Origin of the sequence: Streptococcus sp. SV2, assembly GCF_030440175.1 — a bacterium.
Lineage (GTDB): Bacteria > Bacillota > Bacilli > Lactobacillales > Streptococcaceae > Streptococcus > Streptococcus raffinosi.
Genome location: NZ_JAQFJQ010000025.1, coordinates 1 through 23,523 on the forward strand (window position 1 = coordinate 1; position 23,523 = coordinate 23,523).

Annotated in this window: 24 protein-coding genes; 6 read left to right on the forward strand and 18 right to left on the reverse strand. The window is 40.9% G+C overall.

Annotated features, from left to right (window positions below; genetic code table 11):
- Positions 1-126 precede the first annotated feature (126 nt).
- The 5 genes from yihA to PCY14_RS09495 all read right to left on the reverse strand — a co-directional run bounded on the left by yihA (position 127) and on the right by PCY14_RS09495 (position 3,627).
- Positions 127-726: a ribosome biogenesis GTP-binding protein YihA/YsxC gene (gene yihA, locus PCY14_RS09475; RefSeq protein ID WP_008534074.1), complete on the reverse strand. Its 600-nt coding sequence runs from the start codon at positions 724-726 to the stop codon at positions 127-129.
- 10 nt (positions 727-736) lie between these two features.
- Entirely contained in the window at positions 737-1,963 is a 1,227-nt protein-coding gene (gene clpX, locus PCY14_RS09480) for an ATP-dependent Clp protease ATP-binding subunit ClpX (protein WP_008534073.1), read from the reverse strand.
- 17 nt (positions 1,964-1,980) lie between these two features.
- Positions 1,981-2,151 carry a hypothetical protein gene (locus PCY14_RS09485; RefSeq protein ID WP_008534072.1) on the reverse strand — a complete coding sequence of 57 codons (171 nt, stop codon included), beginning with the start codon at positions 2,149-2,151 and terminating at the stop codon, positions 1,981-1,983.
- 4 nt (positions 2,152-2,155) lie between these two features.
- On the reverse strand, positions 2,156-2,659 hold the full coding sequence (locus PCY14_RS09490) for a dihydrofolate reductase (protein WP_002889081.1): 504 nt from the start codon (positions 2,657-2,659) through the stop codon (positions 2,156-2,158).
- 107 nt (positions 2,660-2,766) lie between these two features.
- Positions 2,767-3,627, reverse strand: coding sequence for a thymidylate synthase (locus tag PCY14_RS09495; protein ID WP_021145798.1), 861 nt, complete (start codon positions 3,625-3,627; stop codon positions 2,767-2,769).
- Between the two features lie 473 nt (positions 3,628-4,100).
- On the opposite strand from PCY14_RS09495, the gene PCY14_RS09500 reads away from it, so the two are divergent.
- The 5 genes from PCY14_RS09500 (at position 4,101) to PCY14_RS09520 (ending at position 8,080) form a co-directional block, all read left to right on the forward strand.
- Positions 4,101-5,267, forward strand: coding sequence for a hydroxymethylglutaryl-CoA synthase (locus PCY14_RS09500; RefSeq protein WP_301363468.1), 1,167 nt, complete (start codon positions 4,101-4,103; stop codon positions 5,265-5,267).
- Position 5,268: 1 nt separating this feature from the next.
- The gene (locus PCY14_RS09505) at positions 5,269-6,540 is read left to right on the forward strand and encodes a hydroxymethylglutaryl-CoA reductase, degradative (RefSeq protein ID WP_301363469.1); all 1,272 of its coding nucleotides are present in this window, start codon (positions 5,269-5,271) and stop codon (positions 6,538-6,540) included.
- Between the two features lie 170 nt (positions 6,541-6,710).
- Positions 6,711-7,160 (forward strand): DUF1836 domain-containing protein, encoded by a 450-nt coding sequence (locus tag PCY14_RS09510; RefSeq protein ID WP_008534065.1) that lies wholly within the window; start codon positions 6,711-6,713, stop codon positions 7,158-7,160.
- A complete protein-coding gene (locus tag PCY14_RS09515; RefSeq protein ID WP_021152174.1) occupies positions 7,153-7,830 on the forward strand; it encodes a hemolysin III family protein in 678 nt (225 codons plus the stop codon). Before PCY14_RS09510 ends, PCY14_RS09515 begins: the two co-directional genes overlap by 8 nt.
- A 58-nt stretch (positions 7,831-7,888) precedes the next feature.
- Positions 7,889-8,080, forward strand: a complete 192-nt coding sequence (locus PCY14_RS09520) for a PspC domain-containing protein (RefSeq protein WP_008534062.1) — start codon at positions 7,889-7,891, stop codon at positions 8,078-8,080.
- 66 nt (positions 8,081-8,146) lie between these two features.
- Here PCY14_RS09520 and PCY14_RS09525 read toward each other — a convergent pair whose 3' ends face one another.
- From PCY14_RS09525 to PCY14_RS09560, 8 genes are all read right to left on the reverse strand, one after another.
- Positions 8,147-8,326 carry a hypothetical protein gene (locus PCY14_RS09525; RefSeq protein WP_301363470.1) on the reverse strand — a complete coding sequence of 60 codons (180 nt, stop codon included), beginning with the start codon at positions 8,324-8,326 and terminating at the stop codon, positions 8,147-8,149.
- Positions 8,327-8,341: 15 nt separating this feature from the next.
- On the reverse strand, positions 8,342-9,205 hold the full coding sequence (locus tag PCY14_RS09530) for a DUF3114 domain-containing protein (RefSeq protein WP_301363471.1): 864 nt from the start codon (positions 9,203-9,205) through the stop codon (positions 8,342-8,344).
- A gap of 19 nt (positions 9,206-9,224) precedes the next feature.
- Positions 9,225-10,166 carry an alpha/beta hydrolase gene (locus PCY14_RS09535; protein WP_021145804.1) on the reverse strand — a complete coding sequence of 314 codons (942 nt, stop codon included), beginning with the start codon at positions 10,164-10,166 and terminating at the stop codon, positions 9,225-9,227.
- A gap of 48 nt (positions 10,167-10,214) precedes the next feature.
- A complete protein-coding gene (gene thrS, locus PCY14_RS09540) occupies positions 10,215-12,161 on the reverse strand; it encodes a threonine--tRNA ligase (RefSeq protein ID WP_021145805.1) in 1,947 nt (648 codons plus the stop codon).
- Between the two features lie 47 nt (positions 12,162-12,208).
- A complete protein-coding gene (locus tag PCY14_RS09545) occupies positions 12,209-12,601 on the reverse strand; it encodes a hypothetical protein (RefSeq protein ID WP_021152177.1) in 393 nt (130 codons plus the stop codon).
- Between the two features lie 460 nt (positions 12,602-13,061).
- Positions 13,062-14,384, reverse strand: coding sequence for a glycosyltransferase family 4 protein (locus tag PCY14_RS09550; protein ID WP_021152178.1), 1,323 nt, complete (start codon positions 14,382-14,384; stop codon positions 13,062-13,064).
- Positions 14,385-15,383, reverse strand: a complete 999-nt coding sequence (locus tag PCY14_RS09555; protein WP_021152179.1) for a glycosyltransferase family 4 protein — start codon at positions 15,381-15,383, stop codon at positions 14,385-14,387. It abuts the gene before it with no gap.
- A gap of 212 nt (positions 15,384-15,595) precedes the next feature.
- Positions 15,596-15,817, reverse strand: coding sequence for a DUF3923 family protein (locus PCY14_RS09560; RefSeq protein ID WP_021152180.1), 222 nt, complete (start codon positions 15,815-15,817; stop codon positions 15,596-15,598).
- A 305-nt stretch (positions 15,818-16,122) separates the two neighbouring features.
- Between PCY14_RS09560 and PCY14_RS09565 the strand changes: the two genes are divergently transcribed.
- Positions 16,123-16,674 carry a TetR/AcrR family transcriptional regulator gene (locus PCY14_RS09565; RefSeq protein ID WP_021145809.1) on the forward strand — a complete coding sequence of 184 codons (552 nt, stop codon included), beginning with the start codon at positions 16,123-16,125 and terminating at the stop codon, positions 16,672-16,674.
- A 73-nt stretch (positions 16,675-16,747) separates the two neighbouring features.
- Here the strand turns inward: PCY14_RS09565 and PCY14_RS09570 are convergent, their stop codons facing one another.
- The 5 genes from PCY14_RS09570 to glmU form a co-directional block, all read right to left on the reverse strand.
- Positions 16,748-19,753 (reverse strand): FctA domain-containing protein, encoded by a 3,006-nt coding sequence (locus tag PCY14_RS09570; protein ID WP_301363472.1) that lies wholly within the window; start codon positions 19,751-19,753, stop codon positions 16,748-16,750.
- A gap of 354 nt (positions 19,754-20,107) precedes the next feature.
- Complete coding sequence (locus PCY14_RS09575) at positions 20,108-20,800, reverse strand: 5'-methylthioadenosine/adenosylhomocysteine nucleosidase (RefSeq protein WP_021145811.1); 693 nt, start codon at positions 20,798-20,800, stop codon at positions 20,108-20,110.
- Positions 20,801-20,877: 77 nt separating this feature from the next.
- A complete protein-coding gene (gene macP / locus PCY14_RS09580) occupies positions 20,878-21,138 on the reverse strand; it encodes a cell wall synthase accessory phosphoprotein MacP (protein WP_002889099.1) in 261 nt (86 codons plus the stop codon).
- 3 nt (positions 21,139-21,141) lie between these two features.
- Complete coding sequence (locus tag PCY14_RS09585) at positions 21,142-21,690, reverse strand: NUDIX hydrolase (protein ID WP_002889100.1); 549 nt, start codon at positions 21,688-21,690, stop codon at positions 21,142-21,144.
- A 76-nt stretch (positions 21,691-21,766) separates the two neighbouring features.
- Positions 21,767-23,146 carry a bifunctional UDP-N-acetylglucosamine diphosphorylase/glucosamine-1-phosphate N-acetyltransferase GlmU gene (glmU, locus tag PCY14_RS09590; protein WP_301363473.1) on the reverse strand — a complete coding sequence of 460 codons (1,380 nt, stop codon included), beginning with the start codon at positions 23,144-23,146 and terminating at the stop codon, positions 21,767-21,769.
- Between the last annotated feature and the right edge of the window lie 377 nt (positions 23,147-23,523).

The window sequence follows — 23,523 nt, forward strand, 5'->3', positions numbered from 1 at the left end:
CGGTTTTAGAAACTTTATTAACTTTAGGAAGCGTGTTTTCATCACTCTGAACATACAAAAAGAGAAAACCTATCAGGTTCTCTCTAGATGTTAGCTTTTCGTCACCCACTACAGTTGACAAAGAGCCTACAATTCTGACAAAATCGTATCCCATGCTTCATCATAACCGTCACGTGTGACAGATGAAAAGACGATGAAATGGTCATTTTTATCGAAATTAAGTTTTTTCTTTATGACGGATTCGTGCTTGTTCCATTTTCCACGAGGAATCTTGTCAGCCTTAGTCGCTACGACAATAACTGGAATTTCATAATACTTGAGAAATTCATACATTTGGATATCGTCCTGGGTTGGTTCATGTCGAAGGTCAACCAGGCTGACCACCACACGAAGATTGTCTCGAGTCACGAGGTATTCCTCAATCATTTTCCCCCATTTGGCACGTTCTTTTTTGGAAACACGGGCATAACCGTAGCCTGGAACATCCACAAAGCGTAACTTGTCGTCAATATTGTAGAAATTAAGCAATTGTGTTTTTCCAGGTTTTCCAGAAGTACGTGCTAGGTTTTTACGACCAAGAAGTGTGTTGATAAAGCTTGATTTACCAACATTTGAACGTCCTGCAAGGGCAACTTCAGGCAGGTCATCTTGTGGGTAATGGCTCTTATTTGCTGCACTGAGAAGAATCTCGGCATTATGGGTATTTAAGACTTGTTCTTCAGCCATACATCCCCCTTTACACCGTTTCCATAATCGGTGAAGCAGTGCCATCGACAGCTTCTTTGGTGATGCGAACCTTTGTGACATCTTCCTGACTCGGAATTTCAAACATGACATCCATCATGACTTCTTCAATGATAGAGCGAAGTCCACGAGCACCTGTCTTACGTTCGATTGCCTTGCTTGCAATAGCCCCAAGTGCCTCCTGATCAAACTCAAGTTCAACACCATCATAAGACAAGAGAGTTTGATACTGTTTAACTAAGGCATTTCTTGGCTCTGTCAAGATACGAACCAAGTCATCAACTGTTAACTGTTCAAGGGCAGCGAGGACTGGCAAACGTCCGATAAACTCAGGGATAAGACCGAATTTTTGGATATCTTCAGCGACGATTTCTTGCATATAGGATGAATCATCATCAATTGCCTTATTATTTTGACCAAAACCAATGATTTTCTCACCCAGACGCTGCTTAACGATATCTTCGATACCATCAAAAGCACCACCCACGATGAAGAGAATATTCTTCGTATCGATTTGAATCATCTCTTGGTTAGGGTGTTTACGACCACCTTGAGGGGGAACACTGGCCACTGTTCCTTCAATAATTTTCAAGAGGGCTTGTTGAACCCCTTCACCTGAAACGTCACGAGTGATGGAAACATTCTCACCTTTTTTGGCAATTTTATCAATCTCATCGACATAGATGATACCACGTTCCGCACGTTCAATATTGAAATCTGCGGCTTGAATGAGTTTGAGGAGGATATTTTCCACATCCTCACCCACATAACCTGCCTCTGTCAATGAAGTGGCATCAGCAATTGCAAAAGGTACATTCAAACTACGAGCCAAAGTCTGAGCTAAGAAAGTCTTCCCTGAACCTGTTGGTCCAATCATAAGAATATTTGATTTTTGCAGTTCCACTTCGTTGTCTTCACGACTTTCGGTGAAATTGATACGTTTATAGTGGTTGTAAACAGCTACTGCCAAGGCACGTTTAGCACGATCTTGCCCTACGACATAGTTGTTCAAAATATCTAAAAGTTCTTTTGGCTTTGGTGTTTCAGCCAAGTCAGCCAAAACTTCCTCTGCCATTTCTTCACGAATAATTTCTTGTGACAAGGCCACACATTCATTACAGATGAAAACGCCATTGCCGGCGATAATTTTCTTTACTTCTTCTTGGTTTTTGCCGCAAAACGAACAATAAACCATTTCTTCATTACGATTTCCAGCCATTTATTCCTCACTCTTTTCTAAAATAGGGTGCCATAGAAGGCGTGAATAGTATTGACAAGGTTAGTAAAAGCATTTAATAAGAGAAAAACTGCTAAACCATAACGTTTCTTACGAAAGGCAGGGATGGCGGACAATACACATAGTACTCCCAATAATGCAGTAAATAATCCAAAAACACTACGTTGCATGAACCTAGTCTCCTTCTTTTTCATAGCGACTTACGCTAAAATCATAGGCATTTTTATCATCCTTAACCACTAGATGTCGTGATACCTCTTTAAATGCCGTCATATCTAGTTGTGGAAAATACGTGTCTCCCTCTAAATCAGCCTCGATAGTTGTCTTAACGAGTGCATCATAGTGACCATCAAAAGCCTTGTAGACACCAGCACCGCCAGCAATATAGAGGTCCTTATCTTGCTGTTCAAACCAAGCTAGAGCTTCCTCAACACTAGTCACCACTCTCACACCCTCACAGCTAAAGTCCTTGTCTCGTGTCAAAATCAAGGTTTCACGTCCTGGTAGACAACGGCGATTCATACCATCAAAGGTCACACGCCCCATAAGAATAGCTGAACCCATGGTTGTTTTTTTGAAATGTGCCAGTTCAGCAGGTAAGTGCCAAGGCATGGTGTGATTCTTCCCAATAACATGGTTATGAGCTTCCGCCCAAATAGCGATGAGTTGTTTAGACACAGTATTTCCTTTTCTTTTTACGTTTACAATCCATTCTAACAAAAAAAGAGAAAAAGAGCTTGGAAAAACTTTGCCAGCTCTTTATGGGCTTAAATCATAAGCATTTATTAAATTGCTAAGTCAAATTTGAGTTGGGGTTTAACAGGATCATAGTCCACCAATTCAAAATCTTCTGGTTTGATATCGAAAAAATTAGTTCCATCAGGAACATTAAGGATCAAGCGTGGTTGGCAGTCAGACGGTTGACGCTTGAGAAGTTCCTCGGCTTGCTCAAATTGATTGTCATAAACATGGAGGTTATTGACAAAATAAAAGAACTTACCAATTTTCCAGCCAAAATGCTTGGCAATCATCATCTGAAGGGCCACATACTGCATGGCATTAATATGATGGGCCACCAACATATCGTTAGAACGTTGCGTCAAGGTCGCATCCAAATAAATGTCCTCACCCACACGACGAACGTCAAACATGGTCTGAAAGGCACAAGGCTGAAGCCCCGCTGTCTCCTCGAAGGCTTCATAATCCCAAAGAGAAATGACATTACGGCGATTCCAAGGATTGGCCTCTAACTGGGCTAGTAAACGATTAATGATGTCGTGTTTCTTAACAACCGCCCCATAACGCTGACCAATTGAACGCTTGTCCCCATTATTAGCAGGCACGTCTTCAACTTCCCAATCATTCCAATAGTGGACATTATACTTATCTTCAAGGACATCTAAGCTGTTTGTCTGGTCTTGATAAATCCAGAACACTTCTTTGATGGCAGATTTGATAGCGATAGGACGAAGAGTCGTAATTGGAAACTCTCCCTTACTTAAATCATATTCTGCAAAAGAACCTGTGATGTATTTGGAATTGGCCGTAGTACCATCCTTGTATTTGGGACGTGCTTGCTCCGACCAAACACCTTCTTCCATGATTTTAGTGATATTTTCTTTAAAAATAGTATCTGCTTTTGTCATGATTATCCTCTTTATTCTATTTAAAAACAAAGTATTTTTTGAGACTTTCCTTAAGTGTTTACGGAAGTCTACAAACTTCTTCGAAGTTTCAAGACTAATTTTTGAGCCTATGGTCTCAAAAATTCCGAGTGTCTGTAAACAAAACACTTTATTTACAGACACTGCTCTCACAGCGGAAAGTCTCACTTAACGTTCGCAATGATTTCAATCTCTAACAACAATTTTACTTTTCTAACATAGCTAAAAAAAATAATAGAGTATCATTTCAATTTTACCTTATTCTGCTTCAAATGAGAAACAAAAGGGTCATGTTCCCCCAAGGAAAATCTTGTAAAATCCTCTAGCCCTTATCAAAAAATAAGATATTACTAACTATCAAAGTTTTTTCAAGGCGAAAGCGCTCTTTTATGGTAAAATCACTATAGATTAGTATCCTCTGGATGCTCTACAATGAAGAAAAAAGGAAACATCATATGTCTATTGGAATTGACAAGATTGGTTTTGCGACCAGTCAATATGTTCTAAACATGGCGGATCTAGCTCTTGCCCGTGGGGCAGAGCCGGAAAAATTCAGCAAGGGGTTGATGCTTGATGCAACTAGCATTACACCGATTACAGAAGATATCGTGACACTTGCTTCTGATGCAGCCACTGACATTTTAAGTGACGAAGACAAGAAAGCCATTGATATGGTCATTGTGGCGACCGAGTCTTCCATTGACCAATCAAAGGCTGCTGCAGTTTATGTCCACAGTCTTCTCAATATTCAACCTTTTGCCCGTTCTTTTGAAATGAAGGAAGCCTGCTATGCTGCAACTGCTGGACTGAACTACGCTAAATTACATGTAGCAGCCCATCCAGATAGCAAGGCTCTGGTTATCGCTAGTGATATCGCCCGTTATGGTGTAGGTTCCTCTGGGGAGTCTACTCAGGGAGCTGGTGCCGTAGCTATGCTAGTCAGTCAGGATCCTCGTATCTTGGAGCTTGCTGATGACAATGTGGCACAAACCCGCGATGTCATGGACTTCTGGCGTCCAAACTATAGTTCAACGCCTTTTGTTCAAGGCATTTATTCAACCAAGCAGTACCTTGATAGTTTAAAGACAACTTGGGTAGCTTATCAAGAACGTCATCAAGCCGATTTTGCTGATTTCGCAGCATTTTGCCTTCACCTTCCTTATCCCAAATTGGCGCTTAAAGGACTTAATAAAATCATTCCAAAAGATTTGAACCCAGAGAATAAAGAGCGTCTCACAAGTAACTTCGAAGCTTCTATTACCTATAGTCGTCAAATCGGGAATATCTATACAGGGTCACTTTATCTTGGACTTCTTTCCTTGCTTGAACAGTCGCAAGACCTTAAATCTGGAGACAAGATTGGCTTCTTCTCTTATGGTTCTGGAGCTGTCTCTGAAATTTTCTCAGGATATCTGGTTGAAGGCTACAAGGACCTGCTTCATTCCAATCGTCTGGATACCTTTGCTAAACGTCAAAAGTTAAGTGTTGCCGACTATGAAAAACTTTTCTATGAAGAAGCTCAGTTAGATGACACTGGTTCTACCCAATTCGCTGAATATCAAACTGGCCCTTTCCGACTGACTGAAATCTCTGAACACCAACGTATCTATAAAGGAAATTAATATGACTAAACTCTCTTGGACAGGTTTTTCCAAGAAGACACCGCAAGAACGCAAAGAGCATTTGAAAAATAATGCTCTTTTGTCTCAGGAAAATCAAAACCTTCTGGATAATGATCAACAACTTTCTCTTGAAACCGCCAATCAAATGGCTGAAAATGTCATTGGTCGCTTTACACTTCCCTTTGCCATTTGCCCAGATGTGTTGGTCGATGGCGTGACCTATCAGGTTCCCATGGTTACTGAGGAGCCTTCTGTTGTAGCTGCTGCTTCTTATGCCAATAAGCTCATTAAGCGCTCTGGCGGTTTCACAACAACGATTCATGACCGTCAGATGATTGGGCAAGTCGCCCTCTTTGATGTCCCCGATAAAGCCACTGCTTCAAGTAAAATTCATGCAGCTAGTCAAGAGCTTATAGAGATTGCTAAAGAAGCCCACCCTTCTATCGTTAAACGTGGGGGAGGGCCACGCAAGCTCTGGACTGATATCAAGGGAGACTTCCTCATTGTCTATCTAGCCGTTGATACCCAAGAAGCCATGGGAGCCAATATGGTCAACACCATGATGGAAGCGCTGGTACCAGAATTGGAAAATCTCTCCCAAGGTCAAAGCCTCATGGCCATTCTCTCAAATCTAGCTACCGAAAGCCTTGTGACAGCGACTTGCCGTCTTAGCACACGCTTCCTCAGTCGAAATAAGGAAGAAGCCCATGACCTAGCCAAGAAGATGGAACTGGCCAGCCAACTGGCTCAGGTGGACCCTTATCGAGCAGCTACCCATAATAAGGGAATTTCCAATGGTATTGATGCCCTAGTTATCGCAACTGGAAATGATTGGCGAGCAGTTGAGGCGGGAAGCCACGCCTATGCTAGCAAGGATGGTAGCTACCGTGGCCTATCTACATGGACCTATGATCAGGAGGCTAAGGAACTGGTGGGAGAATTAACCCTACCCATGCCTATTGCAACCCGTGGTGGTTCTATTGGACTTAATCCGAGTGTATCTATTGCCTATGACTTGTTGAACCACCCAGATGCCAGAACCCTTGCCAGTATCATCGTCTCTCTTGGACTGGCCCAAAATCTGGCTGCCCTGAAAGCATTGACCTCAACAGGAATCCAAGCAGGGCATATGAAACTCCAAGCTAAATCTCTGGCCCTGTTAGCCGGAGCTAGTCCCGAAGAAATGCCTCAAGTTTTGACTGAGCTTCTCAAGGCCAAACATATGAATCAGGAAACTGCTCAAGCAATTCTAGAGAAACTTAGAAACTCATAAAAGTGATAGAAGAATAGTCCAAAAAATCACATAATCTTATCGAATAAATAATAAAGATGTTGGATATATTATTTCAACATCTTTTTTATGTCTCACGAGTTCTGACTTGACTTGAATTTCTATAATGTTATAATCTAGTTATGAAAACTAGATAAAGAGGTTTTTATAATTTGACAACACAACACTACCCTCTCTGGGAGGAATTACCAGAGATTGAACTCTATTTGGATCAGGTTTTGCTCTATGTCAATCAGGTCACCCAGAGCACTTTGGGACCAAACGACAAGGGGCTAACCGCCTCTATGGTCAATAATTATGTCAAGCATGGCCATGTCGCAAAACCTATCAAGAAAAAATACAATGCTGCTCAAGTAGCCAGACTTATTGTGATTACGAGTCTAAAGACCGTTTTTGAGATTTCTGAGATTGCGAAAACCTTGGAAATTCTACGAACAGATGCTGAAAGCCAGAAGGCCTACTACAATGACTTTGTCGCCTGCATGAATGGTCAAATTCCCCAGGATGCACCGCAAGTCATCTTATCGGCCTGTCAGACCCTACAGTGCTACCGAGCTACCCATCAACTTTTGAACGACCTTGAAGGAGGAAACAATGTCTAATACTGCTACTTTTAATACTTCTCCCAACCTCAAACTCAGTAAAAAACTTAGCTTTGGTGAGGAAGTGGCTAATAGCGTGACTCATGCTGTCGGAGCTATAGCCATGCTGGTCCTATTGCCAATCACTGCCGTCCATGCCAACAACGGTTATGGCATGACTGCTGCTGTAGGAATGTCTGTTTTCGTCATCAGCCTCTTCCTCATGTTTTTGAGCTCAGCCATCTACCATGCCATGGATTACAACTCACCCCACAAAATGGTCCTACGTATCATTGACCACAGCATGATTTACATTGCCATTGCTGGGAGCTATACGCCTGTTGCCCTCTCGCTAGTTGGCGGTTGGCTAGGTTACAGCATCATCATCCTCCAATGGGGAACAACGATTTTTGGTATTCTCTACAAAATCTTTGCCAAAAAAATCAATGAAAAGTTCTCTCTCTTCCTCTATCTGATGATGGGATGGTTGGTTATCTTCATTATTCCAGCTATCGTCACTAAGACAGGACCTGCCTTTTGGGGACTCATGCTGGCTGGAGGATTGTCATACACGGTTGGCGCAGCTTTCTATGCTAAGAAAAAGCCATACTTCCACATGATTTGGCACCTCTTTATCATGTTGGCTTCAGCCCTTCAATACATGGGAATCGTCTATTTCATGCTTCCTTAAAACTAATACTAGGTTTCAAATAGTTATGATATAATAAGGCCATACGGAGGTAAATCATATGAAAAAAGAACTCAGACGAGATCCAAACAACAAGATCATCGCCGGTGTTTGTTCTGGTATCGCCAATTATCTTGAAATTGACCCTGTCATTATTCGCCTCATCTGGGCCGCAGCGATTTTCTTATTCGGAACAGGTTTTCTTTTCTACATCATTTGCTGGATTATTATCCCAGAAGAAAGCAAGTGGTAAGCTATAATTGAATATACAAAAATAAGCCAGACCTGAATACACAATAATTCAGGTCTGTCTTATTTTTTATTTTTTCAAGCGGAAAATCAGATAGCTGATATTAACAAGGAGTAAGACACTCCAAATAATGAGAAAGGGAATATTTCCTCGGACAGCATTGTGCCAAATACCTAAGGCGTATAAGGCCATAAAGACTAGCGATCCTAGGACCGCCGTTCCCTTATTATTTTGGGGTTGTTTAGACATATTAAACTCCTTTGATTACTTTGTATGGAACGGTTTGAAGCCATAAACCATAGCGAGAAAAGCTCTGGCTTGGCGTTTGACATCATTTGCCAAAGACCTATGAGATTGGGCATAGATACCTTCTGGATTGTAGAAAGATTTATCAAACTGTTCGGGCGCTTTCCGTCCCCACTTCTTTCTCAATTTGTTAGGAGATCGAAAGCCCTTTGTCATCCGATTACGATAGTCAGGATCATGTGGTTGGACTGGTTCCACATCCAGTTGCCAATGGCGCTTATAATTGCCATAGTTGAAACTGGCGCCATTAACCACGCCACTCTCCGTCACCTTCTCAGCATCAACCTCATTGAGAAAATTTCCCTGACTATCCAAAATAAACTCTATGCGATTATAAAGGAGAATCTTGAGATTGATACTTGGAATCCCATCAGGATAAACCACCTTCTCATCACGGACAGCAATCTTCTGGTGCAAACGCCCCTGATCAAACATGGTAAATGGCTTCCATCTGAGATAGGCAGCCAAAGCCTCTTTGTCTGTCATCCCTGACTTTTTATAATGCCTCCGCACATACTGGGCCTGTTGACTCGAAATCAGGTAACGTAGCTGATGAATTTGGCGCTCTACAAGGCCTTCCTGAGACAAGCTATCGCCAGGAAAAGCCAAATCTACTAACCTAACAATATCCTTCCAAAAGGAATCATGAGGTGCCAAGTCAGGATCAAAATAAGATAATAAGTCTTGGGTTTCTTTAAGTTCCCCAGATAGGTCTTCTGGCATCTCTATATAAGCCAGCAATAACTGAAGTACTTGCAATGGTTGGTGTTCTTCCTGCCATTCCTTCCATAAGCAATTAAAGGCTTTTGAACCAATGAGCATCACATCTCTCCTCAATCATTTAATCAGTTGTCTCTTGTATGAAATCCTCTATGCTTCTAATCACTTCTTTGGTCTGATAGTGGTAGAAATAATGAGGAGCATCATAAAACGCTAGTTCGATATTTTCCTGATTCTTCGCAAAACTGGTCGCATAGTGTCGCCACTGCTCCTGACTGAATCCTGTCCCTTTTCCATTAGAGACCATGAGTAGCACGGGCATTTGTGACTTGATGCTAGTGGAGTTCACCTTTTTAGCATTTTCTTTAACACACAGGCTCTCATTTAACATAGCTTGCGACAAGAGTTGTCTGTAAGCTATTTTTTGATAGAGACGGCGGTCACTATCACTTAGATTCTCATTGGGCATATATAATTGTCTCGGCAGTAATCTTAGCAGACCTAATTGACTTCCCCAACGGGCCAGACGCAACATCTGAGGATGCCTCTTCAAATGGGAATAACTTTCTGGAAAGGCCCAATCAAGACCAACAACAGCTTTTACTTCACTCGGGTAGTTTTCCTGCCAGAGGAGCGTTTCTAATGAGGCCATTGAATGAGAGATCACGATATAGGGACCTGACACATGAGCTTTGGCAAGTGCTTGACGTGTTTCAGAAAGGACTACAGCAACATCCCTTGACTGAGACGTGTCCTCACTGTAACCATAACCAGCTCTTTCAACAAGGACTATTCTATACTTGTCTGAAAGCCCATCATACACATCTTTAAAATCTAAGATCGGTGAAGCCGTTCCAGCACCAGAGAGAAAAACTAGGGTTTGCGGACCGTTTCCTTTTACCAAGACGCTCATTTTGTGTCCATTGACAGCTACCAGTTGACCTTTAGGTGTTAGAGAGGCCTTTTCTCTTTGCAAGGCTAATCTATGATAGGTAAAGCTAGTTAGTAATAAGACTAGGAATGCCCCCAGCAGAAATAAAAGTCTTTTCATAAAAACAGGCATGGTTTATCCTACTAAAAAGTCAGTTAGCTTAGCTAACCGACCCTTTATTTATTCGGCATCTGGGCGTGATTTGCGAGCGATATCAGCAAGGATATTCTCTACAAATTCTGAAACAGTCTCAGTGTGTGTTTGTTTTTGACCATAACGACGAACGTTAACAGTTCCATCTTCCATTTCCTTGTCACCAACAATCAATTGGTAAGGAATTTTTTGCGTTTGAGAAGCACGAATCTTGAACTGCATTTTTTCATTACGTTCATCTACTTCGGCACGGACACCACGATCACGAAGTTCCTTAGCCACTTCCCATGCGTAGTCCACGTGTTTTTCGTTAGATACTGGAATAAGGGTTACTTGGTGAGGGGCAAGCCATGTTGGGAAAGCACCCTTGTAGTTTTCAATCAGAATAGCTGTGAAGCGTTCCATAGTTGAGATAACCCCACGGTGAATCATGACTGGACGGTGTTCTTCACCATCAGCTCCGATGTAGTGAAGGTCAAAACGTTCTGGAAGCAAGAAGTCCAACTGAATAGTAGAAAGAGTTTCTTCTTTTCCAAGAGCAGTTTTAACTTGGATATCCAATTTTGGTCCATAGAAGGCTGCTTCTCCTTCGGCTTCATAGTACTCAACACCCATATCATCAACAGCCGCTTTCAACATGCGTTGCGCATTTTCCCACATTTCATCATTGTCAAAGTATTTGTGCTTATCTGCAGGGTCACGATAAGACAAACGGAAACGGTAATCCGTTAAGTTAAAGTCTTCATAAACATCAATAATCAATTGAAGGATTTTCTTGAATTCATCTTCGATTTGTTCTGGAGCAACGAAAGTATGTCCATCGTTAAGTGACATTTCACGAACACGTTGAAGACCTGTAAGGGCACCTGATTTTTCATAACGGTGCATCATACCGATTTCAGCGATACGGATTGGCAATTCACGGTAAGAGTGAACATGGTGTTTGTAGACTTCGATGTGGTGTGGGCAGTTCATTGGACGAAGGACAAATTCTTCCCCATCTCCCATATCCATTGGAGGGAACATGTCTTCACGGTAATGATCCCAGTGACCTGAAGTTTTATAAAGTTCAACTGATGCAATTGGTGGCGTATAAACGTGTTGGTAGCCTGCTGCTACTTCTTTATCAACGATATAACGTTCCAACTCACGACGGATAGTCGCACCATTTGGCAACCAGAATGGAAGCCCCTGACCGACTTCTTGAGAAATCATGAACAAATCAAGCTCTTTACCAAGTTTACGGTGGTCACGTTCTTTAGCTTCTTCGAGACGTTTAAGATATGTTTTAAGATCTTTTTTGTCGAACCAAGCTGTACCATAGATACGTTGCATCATGGCATTGTCACTATTTCCACGCCAGTAAGCACCCGCAACATTCAAGAGGTGGAAGATTTGGATACGACCAGTTGATGGCACGTGAGGGCCACGGCAAAGGTCAACGTATTCACCTTGACGGTAGATAGTCAAACCACCTTCGTCTTCTGAGTGTTCTTCAATCAATTCCAACTTGTAAGGATCGTTTTTGAAGATTTCACGCGCTTCATCCTTAGTCACTTCTTCACGAATAGAAGGGAAGTTTTCTTTCACGATTTTCTTCATTTCTTCTTCAATACGAGGAAGGTCTTCGTTAGAGATTTGCCCCGCTTGATTATCCGTATCGTAGTAGAAACCATCTTCGATGGCTGGGCCAACACCCAAATGGATATCTGGGAAGAGACGACGAGCTGCTTGGGCAAACAAGTGAGCCGCTGAGTGACGCAAGATTGGAAGGGCATCTTCATGATCAGGTGTCACGATTTCGATACTCCCGTCTTCAGTGATGGCACGAGTTGTGTCAATCAATTTGCCGTTGAATTTACCAGCAAGAGCTTTTTTAGCCAAAGAATTGCTGATAGATTGTGCAATTTCAAAAGTTGTAACGCCAGATTCGAATTCACGAACAGCGCCATCTGGAAAAGTAATGTGAATCATAATTTAGATGTCAGGGCTCTATAGGATGAGCCCCTTCGTCCTTTCTATTAATTATTTTTGTTGTAGTAGTTTGTTTCTAGGATGCTTTGCAATTCCGTATTATGCCAACCTGCTCCAATCAATATCTTGTTGACATTGAAGTCTATCTCCTTACCATCAGTTAGAAATAGGCGAAGTTTATAACCAATAAACAAGCGTTTCTTAAACTGATAAGACTTAATCGTCTCTTCAGGAAATTTGGCGATAATATCTCCTAATTTTCCTAAAAGAGTTATAGAAATAATCAAAACCTCTGTTTCTGTAAAAACAATTAGGAAATTAGCAAAGGTTGACTTACCGATTCTCCTAGTAGCATAGATAGCGTGCATGGTCTCAGCAAGACTAGCATCCAAACCGTGGTCAATCAAGTAGGCCTTGATAGCTTCAAATTTGAACCCCATCATATTCTCCTTCAACTAAAAAGATAATATCACCTTGTGCTCTAAACAGCTCTTGCAGTAATTAAAGAGAGAGCATGAATCACAAAGTAAAATTTCCTAGCTAAACTAGACAGTTTAAAATTGTTAAAGCACCCTCATACAACATAAAAAACGACATCCTCAAAAGGACGTCGCAACGTGGTTCCACCTTAGTTCGTGTACGACAAAAAACGAGTTTGTCCTACACCTCTGATTGGCTCTAACGTGGCCACCGTTTTATGTTTGCATAAAAAGTTAATCGAGTAGTCCCAATCATGTCCTCTGCGTGATTTCCAGCACCACACGCTCTCTAAAAGATTTCCCATGACTGATATGTCTCTATGCGTTATTATAGCATGAAACTGTAATTTTTCAAGCTAATTATCTCTTTTATGAAGCAATTCTCAGATTTTTGTAAAACGATGAAAAGCTAAGCACTTACTTAATCCAAAAGTCTTGTAATATTGCGGATTTTCTTGACCTGCTTGGCAGACCCTTTGAGGATGCGAACAGATCCGTTAACAGGCAGGGTGATAGCCTTCGTAGGTAGATAGGTCACCATTCGAGTCAACCGTTTCATGGTGCTATCTTCACCATTCAAATCATTGTGGAAATCCTTAGAAATGGTCAAATCCAAATAGTACTCATAAACACGTTTTCCAAAGTTTTCTGCAGAAATCTCATAGAGCTTTTTAGACCACTTATTCTCATCTTTTTGAGGTGTTGCAATGGCTGCTTCCAAAATAGCACCCGCCAAGTCATTATCATGATAATAAAGTGTTCCAAACATTTGGTCTGTAATCACATTATCCAAATAAAGATTACCATGCGCAATAACTGGGGTACCACTTGCCAAGGCTTCCAGATAGGTCAAGCCCTGAGTCTCACTGGTTGATGCTGAAATAAAGAAGTCAGCAGCCTTATAATAAAGTGCCGTTTCACTAGGCGCAATCATACCAGTGAAAATCACCTTGTCCTCAATACCAAGTTTAGCAGTCTGCGACTTAAGGTCTTCCAGATAAGGCCCAGCACCGGCAACAACCAGACGAACCTTTTCTTCTTCCTTTAAGACAGATGGTAATGCTGCTAGGATTGCCTGAATGTTTTTCTCATAAGAAATACGAGAAAGGCTCAGCAACATAATCTCATCAGAAGCAATACCAAGTTTGGCTCTCAAGTCCTCCTTATCCTCTTCGGTGATTTCTGGGCGTTGGAATTTTTCAAGTTCAATACCAGTTGGAATAACACGTTTCTCAGCTGCTATCTTATACTTAAGGAGAAGGTCATAAACAATTTCACTCGGACAAATGACCCCATCCAAATCACTCATAAAGCCACGAACAATGTACTTAACCATGCTTGGTCGAATCACCATGCCCTTGGCAATGTAGCGAACGTAGTCCTCGTATTGCGTATGATAGGTATGCACGACAGGAATCTTGAGTTCACGCGCAATCGCAATTCCAAGAAGACCCAAAGAAAATTCAGTCTGCGTATGAATAATATCTAGCTTATATTGCTTGGCAATCTCCAGTGCCTTAGAAAAGCCACGATAAGCCACACGTCGGTCCTTAAAGGCAAAGAAAGGCACACTAGGAATACGGACAATCTGCCAATCCTCATAGCGATCAACATCCTTATCAGTTGTTGTAAAGATAAAGACCGTATGCCCCATTTTTTCCAACTGCGTCTTCAATGTGCGAATGCTCGTCGCAACACCGGATACCTGTGGAAAATAGGTATCTGTAAACAATCCGATACGCATTTAAATCTCCAATACTTCTTTGTAGGCTTCTACAAGTTTCTGAGCCACATCATCAATCGAGCGACTTTCCGCAACCTTGTACCCTGCTTCACGTTTGTCCACTTTACCATCAATAATATCTTGCAAGGCCACTACAAATTCATCCACATTATGTCCAAATGTGGCAGCCGTGTCGTCAACCCAGCCCTCATAAACTGGAATGTCACGCAAGACCACATGCTGATAACTAGCAAAGGCTTCAAGTACCACAATTCCTTCTGTTTCCTCGTAAGATGGGAAAAAGAAAGCACTGGCGCCACTCATAGCCCCCTGAAAAACCGCCCCCTTAAAATAACCTGGGAAGCTGACATTATCAGGATGCTTACCATTGACAATGTCTCGAATTTTCTTAGGAATCAACCACTTACTGATACTGCCTAACCAGATGAATCGAACATGCGGCATCTTCTCAGCAACCTTGACAAAGTCTTCGATCCCCTTACGTTGAAAATAAAGGCCAGCACAAATCACAACTGGCTGTCCTTCCTTAATGCCAAAATAGTCACGGAAGACTTTTTCCTTGTGTGGGTCCTTACCGTATTTTTTCAAATCAATACCATTTGAAACAGCAATAATCGGCGTAGTTACCCCGTAAGACTGAATCAACTTTTTGGAATACTCAGATGGCGTAATCACATAGTCAGCCTTTTGATACATGTGGGCCAAGTATTTCCCAAAAAGAGGGGCCATCAAGTTGGAACCGATGAATGAATTTTCAAAGTCCTCACGTGTCGAATGACCATGCATGATGACCTTCTTGCCACGACGTTTGGCAGCATGCAACAACATCAAACTGCGTGGTCCGTAAGTATTGATATGAACAACATCGTAATCACCCAAGATGTCTGTTGTATAGGGAATCCCCGCCAAGTCCAAGGCATGCATCTGATGGTGGAGAGCCCGACCAATTCCTGATTTTTCAAGAACCGATTTTCCTTCAAGATAAAGTAGAACTTTCATATTAACAATTATAGCCTAATTTGGACGAAATTTCATCTGGAAGCTGGCTCCTCAAGTCTTAAAAAGCTCTCAAAATCAAGGAAAAAACACTAAACTCATGACGATAAAAGATATAAAGAGACAGAAAATCAATTTCTGCCTCTTTATTCTATGATATTGCAATAGTAGTCAATCAACTTCTTCAATTAAAGTAATAGTCCTCCTCTTGACCATCAGAGAGAGGTAGACGACTTTCTTGTTTTTAGGATAATGTACCAGATAACTTGACCTATGAGAAATGGCAAGTATAAGAAGGCAATCAAACCAAGACTGATTAGCTGCATAGTCAGGCTATTATCAACACCTGTTGCATCTGCTGGTCTAAGCAAGATAAAGGCTACCAAAAGGGCAAACACAAGCAATTCCACCACCGTCACAACTCGCCAAACCAACATCAGAATTACCTTCTTTCCTTTGTATTATAATTATATTAAGCCTCAAGAACGGTGCAATCAATAGTAAAAACATGACGTCCTGTCAATGACCTTTCCCCAAAAAAAGTAATCTCTAAATCTGTAACTGCTACAACTAAGCCTAATTTCCAACCTACTCTTTCTCATAGGAAATTCTCAATTTATCGGATAGATAGGCCTCACAAATTTACACGGTGTCAGCTTTTTATTCCTCTTTTGCTAGCACGACTATTGATTTTGAAAAGCATTTCAATATAATAAAATTATAAAAGACTAAGGAGATTCTTATGCCTAAAGGAACTAGAGAAAATATTATCAATGCCTTCTTCTCGCTCGCTTCTAAACACCCTTCTAGCACTCACTTTACCTTAACCCAAATTGCCAAGGAGGCAGGCATATCTAGGCAGTCTATTTATCAAAATCATTTTAACAATTATGATGAATTAATTCAGTATATTCATGAAATGATTGATGCCGATATCCATTCTCATATCGAACAGGATCTAACCACTAAAGATCCAATCACACTCTTTTGCGATAATATTATTCCCTTACTTTACTCTAAAAGAACCTGGCTAAGATGTCTTTACACGACCGCAGCTGATCCAAGTTGGCGAAGCTTCTTGCAAATCACTTATGGAAAATGGCTCAAAGAAAATATAAGTCCAACAGAGTTAGACCTTCAAATACCAAAGCCTTTCTTACAAGAATTATTTCTCCTCAATATCCTTAACATCATCCAACTGTGGATTTCTCAAGAATTTCCAACGCCACCTGACATCTTCAAAAAACAGTTTATTTTACTCCTTAAGACTCCCTATATTGAGTTCGTGTCCTAATATAACAATTGCGAACTTGAAAAAGCAAAAACAACTTGAAACAAAAGTTTCAAGCTGTTTTTTAGTTATCACCTTAAATGTCTTTACGACGACGGTTATAGGCTATACCCATGACTGCAGCTACTTCTGCTGCCACTCCAAGAGCAAGCAAGGCTTTATCACTGGCTTGACCAGTTTCTGGAAGTTGAGGTCCTGATTTCACAGAAGATTGAACTGGCTTAGCTGGTTGTGGGTTCACTGATGAAGTTGTAGAAACCACTGATGGTTTTTGTGGAACATGTGGTGGTCTTGTTGGAGTTGGTGGTGTTTGTGGTTTTGGAGATTTTGGTGGAATGTAACTATTGTTAAATTCTGTATCCAAAGGAAGGACAACTGCTGCTACGAGCAAGTTTTCCTTATCACCAACACTCTTAGTAACCGTCACTTTAAGTTTAGCTACCATGCTGTCATAAACCACATTAGATTCGTAACCTTTGACTTCTTCGACAGTGTAGTAATAAACACCTGGTTTATCATAGTTAATACTGTCAAAGTTGATGTTACCTTTAGCATCGTTAGTCACAGTTTGGACAACATTACCTTTTTCATCTTTGAGGACGAAGCTAAACTCACCATCTTGAAGTTGACGACCTGCAAGAACTTTAGTCAATACGAATTTAGCTTTAGCTGGTTTCAATTCTTTGACATAGTTATTGAAGATAGTGTCTTTTGGATTTGTAACGGTTGATACTAGGGCTTCTCCGTCACGTGTCACGGTAATTGATACCGTTGCTTTCATACCATCATAGATGATGTCTTCGTTATTACCTTTGACTTCTTCAACAGTATAAGTGTAGGTACCTGGTTTTTCAAAGCTAAGGTTACTAAAGGCAACACGACCATCTGCTGTATTACCTACAGTTTGAACAACATTACCTTTTTCATCCTTGAGGACAAATTGGAATTCATTAGCAGTCAAGGCTTGGTTAACACCTGCTTTGCTCAATTCCTTACTGAACTGGATAGAGGCTTGAGCTGGAGTCGCAAACTTGTTGTTAAAGATAGTATCTTTTGGATTAACAACTGTTGAAACAAGAGCATCCCCATCACGTGTCACAGTGATAGAAACAGCAGCTTTCATCGTATCATAGACGATAGCGCCATCCTTACCTGCAACTTCTTCAACGGTATAGTTGTAAGTACCAACCTTGTCGAAAGTCAATTCGCTAAAGTTAACATGACCGTCTGCTGTATTACCTACAGTTTGGACAACATTACCTTTTTCATCCTTGAGGACAAATTGGAATTCATTAGCAGTCAAAGCTTGATTTACACCTGACTTGCTCAATTCCTTGCTAAATTGAATCTTAGCTTTGGCTGGTGTGACCAATTTATTGTTGAAGATAACGTCACCTGGATAAACCACTTTGGCCACTAATTTTTCTCGGCCATCTGTGGTTTCTCTAGCCACTTGGACAGTCACATCAGCTTGAAGCTTATCATAAACGACGTCACTATCATTACCAGGAACTTCTGTCACACGATAGTGGTAGGTACCAGGTTGGTTAAGAACAAGATTTGAGAAGATAATTTTACCAGTGGCATCATTGGTTGTTTCACCAAGATCAACCATCTTATTATCTGTCATATCAACCAATTTGAAGGTAAATTCCTTATCTTTCAAGGCTCTACCTGCCAACTCTTTGGCTAATTCAAGATTGAAACGTACTTCTTGTTCACCGCCGACATTTCCAAGGCCCCCAACCAAACGTACTTCAGAAGTATATGTTTTTGACTCAACATCTGCATGAAGGTCAACTTTATTCGTAGGATTATTAGAATCTGATGCTGGGTTGGTCAATCGTGTCTGATACCAAACATAAACCATACGGTCCAAACGACCAAGATTTAACTCAAATTTAGTATCGTCGTGAGAGAAACTCTTAATCAATTCCATAGCTGAACCCTTATCAACCCATGGCTCAGCAGAATCAATGTAACGCAACTCTAAAGAATTATCAACAAATCTTTGATTATCAGACCAAGTATCGATCAATTGAAGATTATTCAAGACACGTCTTGCATAATTGAGACGCATTCCCCAGTTAATTAGGGTTGGATCATTCTTGTCCTGACTACCCCATTTAGCAATGACTTCGTCACCAGGGATAGGATTTGCAGAACCAACTGTCACATTAACGACATGACCATTGAAATTGAGGTGCAATTTTTCGCCATCTTTGAGAGCTTCTGAATAGAGTGTATCTAACTCTAAATTCATATATTTCCCAATAGGGTGATCTTCGAAATAATGATTAAATGTGGTTACAACGCTGTTATTCTTAGGATCTACCTGAGCAATACCAACAACTTCGTTATTAGGGTTGTAAACATTTACACTATAGCTTGTCTTAAATTGCAATTCACTTGGAAGAGTGAAGACAACTTTGTCACCTGAATTAATAGCTATATCGTTAGGGAATAAAATATCATGATAAACAACCTTACTTCTTGAGTAAATACTATTTCCGTCTGGAAATTGAAGCTCAACATTAGGGTTTTGAACATGAATTTCAGTTCCCGTTTTGGTTATTTGAGTATCAGAAGTACTAGTAGGAGTACTACTATTCGTCAATTTCTTAGCCTCTACAGGTGCTTCATGTTCAGCTGACTTGTGATCAGCAACACTTGCTGAATCACTAGCTGAACGCTCACTAGTTACACCAGTGGCATTTGAAGCTGTAGAGCTATTTGATGCTTCGCTACTCACATTTCCATGTGGAGCTTCAATCTGTTCTGAACTGACAGATGAAGCTGCTGGACTGTCTGCTTTAACATTCTTTGGAACATCAACTGATGTACCTGTGTTTTCAGTACTTACTGCTGTAGTTGGTACTGATGGCACTGTAACCTCTGACGATGACTGATTTGCTGAGACATTCACCACATCTGTAGCGGGTTGACTAGAAACCTCTGTCACCTGATCGGCTTGTGCTGTACCAATACCAAAAATTGCAGTTGAAATCAAAACGGATGCAATACCGACTGAAAATTTACGGATGGAAAAGCGTTGCTTCGAATCACTAAATAACCTATTCATAATATCCTCCATTTACAAAACATTTTTATCTTTCCCAACCAGCATTATACTCCTATTCTAATTTTTTGCAAGATGTAAGTCACAATTAATTAACATTTTTGTAAATTGTGCAACACTTTTTCCTGTTTTTGTAAGAAAAAAGCACTAAATTTTACTAAAATTTTTCTAAAACACATAAAAAACACTAACAATAAAGCTTTTAAACTCAATTGCTAGTGTTTTCGTGATATTATAAAATATTTTCAAAAATATTCAATTATGAGAAGAAAATAATTAATAATTGTCAAATAGTTTCTAATTTACCTAAAACTCAGGTTAAATTTCTGTAGCTTTTAGGGATTGTGTGATAACAATTTAGTCAAGTTCTTCCAAAAAGTCTATCAAGATGGCAGCCGATTGTTTCCCTGCCTGAATAATAAATTCGTCAAAGGTAAGGTTGGCATCGTGAGCTGCTGTATCACTCATGGCACGCACAACGATAAAAGGTTTCTTGACACTGTGAGCTGCCTGAGCAATAGCCGCCCCTTCCATTTCAACAGCCAAAACCTCTGGAAAATGCCCCTTAATGGCATCAATCTTGTCCTGACCAGCAATAAAGCTATCACCGGTAGCGATAAGACCAATCTTACTGTCAATTGACGCTTGAGCCAAAACCTTCTCAAAGGTCGTCACGAAGCTTGCATCACTCTCGAAATATAGTGGCTGCATAGACATTTGGCCGTAATCATAGCCAAAGGCTGTCAAATCAACATCGTGATAAGCCAACTTTGAAGCCACGACCACATCACCAATCTTTAGACCAGGCGCTACTGCCCCTGCAGAGCCAGTATTAATGAGGGCCTCAACTTCAAAGTGGTCCGCCAAAACAGCCACAGACATGGCTGACATGACCTTACCAACACCTGATTGAACCAAAACCACATCGTGTTTGCCCAAACGTCCTGTGTAGTAGGTATTTCCAAGAATGGTTTCCTCAACCTTATTTTCCAATTGCTCCACTAGAAGCACCAATTCCTGCTCCATGGCAGCGATAATTCCAATTTTCATATAGTTCCTTTTTAGCTTGTAATCTTGCGTGAATCACTTGTCATAAGAGAATTAGGCCTAACTAGCCTAGACTATTATTAGAAATAAAAGACAGCGATGAAGAGGATAATCAAGAGGACGACTACCCAAAAGAGAATACGATTGAGTTTGTGCTGAAACTGGTTGCGTTTCGCATTTTCAATCCGACGACTCTTGTAGGTAGAAGGCTCATAATCAGCATCAAAGGCCTCATCATAAAAGTCTTCATCGTAGCCCTGATAAGAAGGGTGGTCAGTTAAATCAATTTCCCCACGCTTGGCCTGCTCAATGATATCGTCAGTTAACAGCGGTCTCCCCATAACTTATTTTCCCCCAAAGTGGAGTGCATAGTACTGGAGTGCAAGAATAGTTTTAGCATCTTTAATCTCACCTGATTTCACTAACTCCATACACTCATCATAGGTCAACTCAAAAATTTCAAGGAATTCATCATCATCAAGTGGGCGAGGATTCTCAACAGGTTTGAGATTAGTCGCCACATAGAGTTTAATTTTCTCATTACAAAAGCCAATGGCAGTGTAAAATTCATAAATCAACTCTAAATCACCCTGATATTGGGTTTCCTCTTCAAGTTCACGTGCTGCCGCATCCTTTTCATCACCAGCCTCGCCAACTTCCAATTTACCCGCAGGGATTTCATACGATACATCTTCAATAGCCTTGCGGTATTGCTTAACAATAACAAGTTTACCTTCTGGAGTAACCGCTAAAACGGCCACAGCTCCCCTATGGAAAATGAGCTCACGACGAGACGTCTTACCATCTGGTAAAAGGACCTCGTCTACAGCTACCTCAAAAATATTTCCTTTAAATTTTGAGTCGCGTGTTAATGTTTTTTCTTCGTATTTCATGGCTTTCCTCCTTTTTTCTTACCACTTAATTGATGTGATGCTTAAAAAGTCGCCATTAGGTGACCTTCATAAAGCCTTATCGTTGACTTGGGTGATGAGGTTTCTTCACCGCATAACCCTCTTTATTGACTTGACGACCACGACCAATGGCTACACAGTCCGCTGGCACATTTTCAGTGATGGTCGAACCGGCCGCTGTAAGGGCACTATCTCCGATTTCAAGCGGAGCAATCAAGGTTGAATTACTTCCGATAAAGACGTTATCGGCAATTTGTGTCTTGAACTTATGTTGACCATCGTAATTGACTGTTATAGTACCTGCACCAAAGTTAACATTAGAGCCGACTTCCGCATTGCCAATATAAGTCAAGTGTCCAGCCTTGGTATTTTCACCGATAGTTGAGCCTTTAACCTCAACAAAGTTCCCAATGTGAACGTCTTTCTTAAGCGTAGAGTCAGGGCGAACATGAGCAAATGGTCCAATAGTAACACCATCTTCAACCACTGAATGCTCAATCATAGAGTGGGTAATAACTGTGTGGGCACCGATTGTAGAGTCAACAATGTAGGTACCATTGGTAAGCACTGACTCTGCACCAATCTTAGTTTGTCCTTTAAGTGTCACATTAGCTTCAATGACAACATCTGGCTCAATTTCCACATCCACGTCGATATAAGTAGCGTTTGGATTTTGGAAAGTAACACCATTGACCATGTGAGCTTTGTTGATACGACGGCGCATAACATCTTCTGCTGTAGCTAGGGCAACACGGTCGTTAACCCCGAGACTTTCTTCAAAGTCACGAAGAGTGAAGGCACCTACTTTTTCACCATTTTCTCGGAAAATAGAAATGACGTCTGTCAAATAATATTCTCCTTGCGCATTGTTAGTGTTGATATTTTTTAACGCTTCAAAGAGACGTTTATTGTCAAAAACATAAGTCCCTGTGTTGATTTCTTTGACTTGTTGTTCGAACTTGTTGGCATCTTTTTGCTCTACAATCTTAGTCACTTCGCCATTTTCATTACGGATGATACGGCCATAGCCAAATGGATTGTCCGCTGTCGCTGTCAGGATAGTGGCAACATTTTTGTGATTAACGTGGAAGTCAATAAGATTTTTGAGGCTTTCACCTGTAATCAAAGGCGTATCCCCAGCAATGACAAGGGTTTGACCTTCAAGACCAGCCAACTCTGCCTCAGCCATCATAACGGCGTGACCAGTCCCCAACTGCTCTGTTTGCATTGTAAAGGCAGATTGACCATCCAAAACCTCACGAACAAGCTCAGCCTTATGGCCAATAACAGTAACGTTTTTAACTGGATCAATGGCTGAAACTGCACGGAAAACATGCTCAAGCATGGTGATACCTGAAACCTTGTGCAATACTTTTGGAAGATCTGATTTCATGCGAGTTCCTTTACCCGCAGCAAGGATAATTGCGTAATTACTCATGTGTTTATTCCCTCTTAATTGTGAATTTTAGTACTTTTCTCCTACTACCCCATGTAATAAAGAAAGCACTCTTTACAGTTTCTCCTAAACAAGAGAAACGCCCCCATTTTCTATTGATTCTGTTCAATGAGACCCTTTTTCAACGATCTAAATTAGAGTTTCTCACCATCCATAATCGCCTTATTATACCATAAATAAGGACATTTTGGCAGAATGGAAGGGAAATGAAAAAAGAGCTTATGCTCTTTTTCGGCTCTATAATTTCTGTAGTGGGTAAAACCACCATAGAGATTATAGAGCTTTTTGAATGCAGACAAAAAGTCCCATAAGAACTATAATGAAAAGCAACCAAACCATCATTAGGAAGAACTTATGAG